Here is a 7,526-nt window from a genome sequence, read left to right as displayed (position 1 = left end):
CGCCGCAATCCACATCCAACTGCGGTAAAAGGTTAAATCCTCACTACAACCTAGGGTCCTTCGGTATGGGGGCGATCATAAGTGCGCTTAATATTTTATATATTCGCCAGCGATTGGCCGGAGAAGCCATCATCCGGCTCTGCGCCATCGTCATGGCTGCGGCCATCGCGGTAGAGGCGATGAGCGGGTCGGTGGCGCCGTCCGCTGTCGTCCTCTTCGCGGCTGGGGGCGCTTGGATGGTTAGCGTCGCGATATCGAACATTACGATCCAGCTCTCGGCCCCCGCTGGGTGGCGGGGCAAACGCTTGCGGCGTTTCAGGCGACCATCTGCGGAGGCATCGCATTTGGTAGCTGGTTGTGGGGCGTGGTCGCGCAAGGCAATGGCGTTGCGGCGGCTCTTCTTGCCTCGGCGGGAACTATGGCCGTCACGCCGATACTGGCCATCTGGCTAAGTATGCCGGAGCCTAGCAGGGACGACAAAGCAACGGTCCTTTACGCTGCGTCGATCGATGCTGGCCCAGAACCCGGCAGACTCGCCGTTCAGCTACCCGGACTGGAAGCTCTCGTCGCACATGATTGATGCAGCGCCGCCGCCGCGCGGGGCTCAGAAGTTTAGCTGCGCTGGCCTACGGCTCCCTTGGCAGCCTCTTGCAGGATCAGCTTGCCAGGGTCCGCTCGACCTTGTCGATTCCCGTCCACAAAAGGTCATCTCGGCCTATGGACAGCCATGAGTAAAGGGACATAGTATGTGGACGGGTATGGATGGGATGAACGGCATGGGCGATATTCTGGGCTATGCCCGCGTCAGTACCGGCGACCAGGATGTGGCGGGGCAGACCATGCGCCTGGAGAAGGCAGGGGCCATCAAGGTGTTCACCGATATCATGTCGGGGAAGAGCATGGACCGGCCCGGTCTGGCAACCCTTTTCGCCTATGCCCGCAAGGGCGATACGCTGGCGGTGGTCCGCCTCGATCGGCTCGGGCGGTCCCTCGCCGAATTGCTCGCCACGATCGAGACGCTGCGTGTCCAAGGCGTCGCGCTTCTGAGCCTTGAGGAAAAAATCGACACATCGTCGGCTGCCGGCGAACTCATCTTCCATGTGTTCGGGGCCATCGCCCATTTTGAGCGCCGGCTGATCTCAGAACGGACCAAAGATGGTATCGAGGCGGCCCGGGCCAAGGGTAAGCTGCCAGGGCGGCAGCCGCTCGACATGGGAAAAATAGAAGCGGCGCTCAAACTCGTGGAAGCCAGGATCTCGCCAGCGCAAGCCGCCAGGCAACTCGGCATAGGGCGATCCACCATCTACCGCGAAATGCGTCGCCTCGGCGTAGAAAGGCCTGCCTGAATGTCCAGCACGAAATCCACCCACGATCTTTCCGGCCTGATCAAATATGCGGGCCGTGCGCCTTGGGACGAGGCGATGGACGAGATGCTGTCCGCACATCTTGGCCCGGCGTGCGAGGCAACGGGCCTTGAGCCTGACGACATATTCGACATCATCGGCGACCATTGGGAAGGGCCGCTATGGGGCTGCGCCTTCGAGGATCTGCTTGCTCAGGAATGGGAGCCGGACGGCCGCAATCTGGTCGATGACTATCTCAAGCGGCGTGGGTGGAATGAAAAGGCGCCAAACAAGGCCTATATGCGGGCCCTGCGCCATGCGGCCATGTCGCTCTATGAAGTCAGCGAAGTCATACCCGGCCAGTCTATGACCCTGCGCGATCTGTTGCGCGACACCGCCCCGGTGACCGTGCAGGAACGCAGCGCAACCCGGACCCTTGTCAACTGGGACAGGATCGCCGCGCGGGTTGTCGAGGTTAACGGGCGCTACGGCATTTCCGGTGCGCTGTTGTCATTCAGTGCGGATGGAGCCGCTCAACTCGTTGATGCATTCGATAGGCTGTTCACTGAACCGGCGGACAATGACGAATTTGATGTGTCCGATCGGGATGCACTGCTGCGTGCCTCCGCGCCGATGTTCACCAATATCTGGCTGCTGGACAGCTTGGGCCAGGCCGCGCCCGATCGGGAGCCGGAACTGGTCAATGCCGATGGCGATGACATTGTGTTCCACCGGATCGTCTTTCCACTGGCAAAGGGTGTGATCGGCAAGAGCGTGGTCCGCAGGCTGAACGCGGCGCAATGGCTGGAGCCTGCAAGCGACTGCTTTTGGAATTGGCTGGCGCCGGCGGCAAAGGGAAAGAAGCCGCAAGCGACAAAAGGCAAGCAGGCCTTCGTCACAACCATGGACGATGGCACGCCGGTTTTTGCCACTGTGGAACTGACAGAACGCAAACTGATCATCGAGGTGAACAGTGCGGCCCGCGCAGAACGAGCGATTGAGCAGATGCGTGAATGGCTGGGCGCTTGTCTCGCTGCACCCATGACCGAAATCCGAACACTGACCCAGATCATGGCTGACGATGGCGTCCGCGGGCCGCAGAGCGAAGCGCTGGATATCCCGCCCCACGAAATGGAACGGATTGTCCACGGCATGCTGACCCGGGGATATGCAAAAACGCTCGATGAACCGGTCCCGGCCCTTGGCCACAAGAGCCCCCGTGCTCTTGCCCGCACCAAGGCGGGTCGGGGAAAAGTGGCGGATTGGCTCAAATATATCGAAAACAGCGCTGCAAAAGCCGGTATTGCCGATCCCATGGCGAGCTATGACTTCACATGGATGTGGGAAGAACTGGGACTGATCGAACTCCGGCGTTGACGGCCCTTCCGCCACAGTTCTGGCATTGTCCTGCGTTAGCGTTGTCTGGCGTACCATCCACGTTATGCCCTCATAATCGGCACTCGCCCGATGCTGGGTGGTGTCAATCGGCGTCTAAAATGGGCTCTGACTCATATTTGATGCAATTGGCGGGTAGGGTTTGGCTGATTTCCCAGGGAGGATCAGCAGCGTGCCTCATCGACGGCGTAATGGCGCGTTGGTGCCAGCGGGTCAGTAACGCCTTATCGCTATGCTATGTTCGCCTGCAGCATGATGGTAAGAAGAATTCATGACCCCGGTAAAAAAGTCCAGACGCGCATCAGCCACTGAAACACGCCTCGCACTTGTGCATGCAGCCGAACGACTTGTCGCCGAACATGGCGTTGCCGGCTTTTCAACACAGCTCCTTCATTTGAAAGCCGGTGTTCGCAATGTGTCTGCACTTCAATATTATTTCGGATCGCGAGCGGCACTGATCCGGGAGGTCTGGTCGCATCGCATGGCCGTCATAAACCCGCGACGCATCGAAATGCTCAAAGCGGCGTCGCTTCTTGATCTCGACGCAGTGGTTGAGGCCATCATCTTACCCCTCGCGGACCAGTTGGCACCGCGACCCGAAGGCAATTGCTACCTGCGCTTTCTCGAACGCCTGGATCGAGAGCCAGTAGATCAATTCTGCGGACCGCACCTGGAAACGAAAGGGCTTTTGCTCGCCCTGACGGCGCTGCGGCAAATCATAGCGGCTCGATATCCCGATTCCGTCGAGATCAGATTGCGGTTTGCCAGCATCCAGATCACATCATGCCTTGCCGGGCTGGAAGCCGGTATCGAGCGTGGCGAAGTGGCCGTGGAGTCCCTATCCGCCATGGTCGGCACATTGAAGCGGAGCGTAGTGGCGGCATTGCTGGCACCCGAAGCGATAGCCTAGGCCAAGCCTCACCGGAACATCCACTCTACGCCCCGCTGTGTCGAAAGGCCTATGGCCGCATTTTTGCGACCGAAAGTTTCAGCGGAATGCGCGCCTTTCCGAACGGGGTGCCATAGACGATGTTGCCATGATCGTCCTGCTGGACACCCGCCCCCATCGCGTTGAAATTGTTGGAAGGCAGTATGTAGTGGAAGGAGGATCGTCCGCTTTTCCAATCGACGCCCTCAAGCGTCCATTTGCCGCCCCGCGCGCCGATCGTATATACGAGACCCGACGCGAGACTGATGAAGGGAACCGCATTCGGCGATGAGATGGTGCGGTTGGTCCATGCGAGCTTCATTTTCTTCGCGACCGGATCCCATTCGAACTTCTGCATGCCATGCGGCGCGTAGCGCGGATCGTTGCCGAGGAAGCTGAACATGACCTGCCAGCCCTTTGCCGGTAGGCCCGCAGGAACGGCGGCGGGTTCATTGTCCACCACGATCGCGCCATAGTCACCCACTACGGTCGCCTGTTCCGTCTGGACCGCCGTCTTGCTCGGATCGCCCATGTCCGCTCGGGCGAAACCAGCGAGGCGGCGGCTGGGCGCACCGGGAGGCGGGGTCCAGCCCTGCGGTATGGCATCCCTCCAGTAAGCGGTCACATTCATCACGTCGTCACCGTCCGTGAACACCACGAGGCGGTCGTCCTTGGGACCAAAGCCCATGAGGACGGGAGTTGAGCCACTGCCGAGACCACGACCATCCCTGTAAGGTTCCGACCAGGCGCCATCGGCTTCCGCGGTCGAAAGCTTCTTGCCGGTCCACACGACCTTGTGCATGTATCCGGCGGATATGATGTAGATGCCCCCTTGCGGATCGACGGCAAAGGAATTGCGCATCCAGCCCATGCCCTCCTCACCGCCTGTTCGATCCCGAACCCGGGCCATGTAGGCGTCGCGATCTTCCGAATGCCGCATCTTGATACGCTGCATATCGTCGAGGTTGCGGCTCAGAGCGATGACATCACCGGCGGTGCTGACCAGAATGACCCGGCCATCATAGGTCATGTTCATTCCCATGAGAACGCCGCCCACGTCGTCAGGCTTCGTCCACTGACGGCGCACGACGATCGGCGAACGTGAATCCCCGGGAACCGCGTCGCCGTAGATGGTGACGCCGGTCCGGCTGCTGACGTAGAAATTGCCATCCTTGTCGATCATGGCGTAGACGCCAGCGCCACTATTGCTCTTGAGCATCCTCATGCGCAGTTTGAAGGCCAGATCCGCCTGTTCCGCGTCAGGAGCAGCGTAGACCCGATTAAGTTCGGTAGCGGCTTCCGCCTGCGTGAACCGGCCCTCGGGGATCAGCGGCAATTGCGCGAGAACTTCGAATGTCTCCGCGTCGAGCTTGGCGATCGTTTCCGCACCATTTGACCACAGCACCCGCCGCCCGTCTTTCTCCACGCTGGACAGTACCGCTCCATAATGGCCCGGGCCGAGAAAGCGCCAATCCAGCTGGTTTTCCGCAAGGGTTGCCGTTGGGCCTGCCGGCCCAGGAATGCGTGATGCGTTTTGTTGGGCGGAATTGCGGTGCGAAATGGGCGTGGCGCTACGAGCCAGGAAAGGATTTACGGGCACCGACGCCGTCCGGGTTCCGATTTCGCGGGCATGGACAACCGCCCCGCCACCTAGCGTGAGGCCCAACGACACGACTGCGGCGGCTGTCGTCCAACGGGAATTCCGGATCAAATTCTCTCTCCCAACCTTGGCGATCAATTCGCTTGTCAGTGAAATAATGAAAAGTCATTACTTCTGGAGGGGGGCTTCCGCAAGAAAAATTTGCAGCAGAAGGGGCTGAGGGCGTTGCGCATGGGGACGAAATATATTGGATGATCGGTCGGCAGCTATTGCCGGTTATATGCTCCGAAGCGGACCGAGCAAAATGTCCCAGCCCTTGCCGATTAACTTCCCGCAATTGCCGCCATTATGAAGGCGGCCTATCCGAAAAAGCTTGCGCTGAAGCGGCGCTGAGCAGCGGCTTCAGCTCGGGCTTGGTCACCTTGCCCATGGCGTTGCGGGGCAAGCTGTCGACGAAACGGATGAGCCGCGGAATCTTGTAGGCGGACAATTGCTGCGCGGACCAGCCAATGATCTCCTCGGGGTCCGCCTTGTGACCCGATCGTGGCACGATGAAGGCTGCCACGACTTCGCCCCAGGTTGCATCCTCGATCCCGATAACGGCGACCTCCGCGATAGCGGGATGGGCGAGCAACACCGCCTCAATTTCAAGCGCCGACAATTTATAGCCGCCCGACTTGATGATATCGATCGAGGTCCGCCCCATGATCCGGTAATAGCCCTGTTCGATTACCGCCATGTCGCCGGTGCAGAACCAGCCGTCGCGGAAGCTCTCCCGCGTGGACCGTTCATTGTCCCAATATTCGAGGAAAACATTGGCTCCCTTGACGCGGATCTCGCCTGGTTGCCCTTCTTCGGTGATGAGTTGCTCATCCTCGCCGTAGAGACGCACCTCGACCCCCGGCAAGGGCTGGCCGACATGCCCCGCCCGCCGTTCGCCATGAAGGGGGTTGGACAGGGCCATGCCGATCTCGGTCATGCCGTAGCGTTCGAGCAGCACCTGGCCGGTGCGCGCGCGCCACTGCTCGAACAATGGAACCGGACAGGCCGCTGAGCCGGACACGTTCAGGCGCATGGCGGCAAAGCCGTCGCAGACCTTTTTCGCTTCACCCTTTTCCAGGCGGTCGAGCTGGTCGAGCAGCTTCACATAGATGGTCGGCACCGCCATGAAGACCGAATAGTCGCCCGCCGCGACATGGGCGGCGATGGCGGGTGCGTCGAATCGAGGAAAGAGATGCACCGTCGCGCCCGCCCAAAGGGCGCAGCTCAGCACGTTGATAATGCCATGGACATGATGCAGCGGCAGGAACAGGGGAATCTTGTCGCTGTCCGACCAGCCCCAGGCGTCTAGAAGCACGGTGATCTGCGCCCGGATGTTGCCATGGGTGGTTACCACGCCCTTGGGCTTGCTGGTGGTTCCGCTGGTGAAGACCATCATCGCGCGGCGGTCATCGGCAATATCCGGCAGGACGCCTGCTTCACCGGCCATGAGTTCGTCCGGCTGTAACAGACGGATGCTCAGTTTTGCGCACAATCCGCCCAGCATGGCGTGATGCTCACTTTGGGTGATGAGCCGGGTCACGCGCGCGCAACGGAGGTAATGATCCAGTTCGGCAACGGTCGCGGCGACATTGAGGGGAACGGCGATTCCGCCTGCACGCCAGACGGCGTGCATCACCGCGACATAGTCGGTGCTGGCGGGCAGGAAGAAGGCAATGCGTTCTTCCTCCAGATCCTCCTTGCTGCCCAGCAATCCGGTAGCAAGGCGGTTCGCAAGGCCGTTGAGCGCACCATAAGTCACGCGGCGCTCACCATCGATCAAGGCGGTCCGGTCATTATCCCCCTGCAAAAGCGGGAAGCGGTCTGTCGACATGATCCTCTCGTCTCGGATAAATTGTGAAAGCAGCCTCGTTCATAGAGGCGCGCCGCACACGCGGCAATGTTACGGGTCATGGACCAAGCGAATCTGGCCGGACAATGGCGAGATCGCTGCGTCACTCTCTGTTTTCGGCCACGGGTTGCCAGCCGCCCGGTGTTGGAAGGTGGGCAGGAGGAAGGGGGGGCAGTCGTGTCAGTTGGTCAACTATTCTCAATTCGGTGCCGCCATCGAGGTTAGCCATAAGACCGGCCAGCGCTATGTCGGGCTGCTGGAGCAGGCCTTCAAGGACGACGCCCTGGACTTCTCCCGCGACCTTCTTTCACCAGACCGGCTCATGGTCTGCGCCATTCTGGCGCGCAGATATGGGGCTGCCGCAGAGCA

Annotated in this window: 6 protein-coding genes and 1 pseudogene; 5 read left to right on the top strand and 2 right to left on the bottom strand. The window is 60.4% G+C overall.

The genetic code is table 11. From position 1 onward, the window contains the following. Window positions 1-65: 65 nt before the first annotated feature. The 4 genes and pseudogenes from V7D69_RS16220 to V7D69_RS14520 all read left to right on the top strand — a co-directional run. A pseudogene (locus V7D69_RS16220) lies at window positions 66-424 on the top strand (MFS transporter); the annotation flags it as partial. A gap of 352 nt (window positions 425-776) precedes the next feature. Further along, a complete protein-coding gene (locus V7D69_RS14530; RefSeq protein ID WP_333606157.1) occupies window positions 777-1,346 on the top strand; it encodes a recombinase family protein in 570 nt (189 codons plus the stop codon). Continuing rightward, on the top strand, window positions 1,347-2,720 hold the full coding sequence (locus V7D69_RS14525; RefSeq protein WP_333606156.1) for a hypothetical protein: 1,374 nt from the start codon (window positions 1,347-1,349) through the stop codon (window positions 2,718-2,720). A 289-nt stretch (window positions 2,721-3,009) separates the two neighbouring features. Beyond that, entirely contained in the window at window positions 3,010-3,648 is a 639-nt protein-coding gene (locus V7D69_RS14520; RefSeq protein WP_333606155.1) for a TetR/AcrR family transcriptional regulator, read from the top strand. 49 nt (window positions 3,649-3,697) lie between these two features. Here the strand turns inward: V7D69_RS14520 and V7D69_RS14515 are convergent, their stop codons facing one another. Then, window positions 3,698-5,092, bottom strand: a complete 1,395-nt coding sequence (locus V7D69_RS14515; protein WP_333606154.1) for a hypothetical protein — start codon at window positions 5,090-5,092, stop codon at window positions 3,698-3,700. 520 nt (window positions 5,093-5,612) lie between these two features. Next, complete coding sequence (locus tag V7D69_RS14510) at window positions 5,613-7,139, bottom strand: acyl-CoA synthetase (protein WP_333606153.1); 1,527 nt, start codon at window positions 7,137-7,139, stop codon at window positions 5,613-5,615. A 202-nt stretch (window positions 7,140-7,341) separates the two neighbouring features. Between V7D69_RS14510 and V7D69_RS14505 the strand changes: the two genes are divergently transcribed. Beyond that, the coding region (locus tag V7D69_RS14505; RefSeq protein WP_333606152.1) for a hypothetical protein at window positions 7,342-7,526 on the top strand (185 nt) is incomplete at its 3' end.

The sequence above is a fragment of the Novosphingobium sp. genome (genome assembly GCF_036733805.1).
Lineage (GTDB): Bacteria > Pseudomonadota > Alphaproteobacteria > Sphingomonadales > Sphingomonadaceae > Novosphingobium.
The sequence above is the reverse complement of the archived record's forward strand: the minus strand, read 5'-3'. Positions and strand labels throughout refer to the sequence as shown.

Excerpts from the sequence above, each read along its gene's own strand:
- V7D69_RS14530 (WP_333606157.1), top strand. The coding sequence starts at position 777 with ATGGGCGATATTCTGGGCTATGCCCGCGTCAGTACCGGCGACCAGGAT.
- V7D69_RS14525 (WP_333606156.1), top strand. The coding sequence starts at position 1,347 with ATGTCCAGCACGAAATCCACCCACGATCTTTCCGGCCTGATCAAATAT.
- V7D69_RS14520 (WP_333606155.1), top strand. The coding sequence starts at position 3,010 with ATGACCCCGGTAAAAAAGTCCAGACGCGCATCAGCCACTGAAACACGC.
- V7D69_RS14510 (WP_333606153.1), bottom strand. The coding sequence starts at position 7,139 with ATGTCGACAGACCGCTTCCCGCTTTTGCAGGGGGATAATGACCGGACC.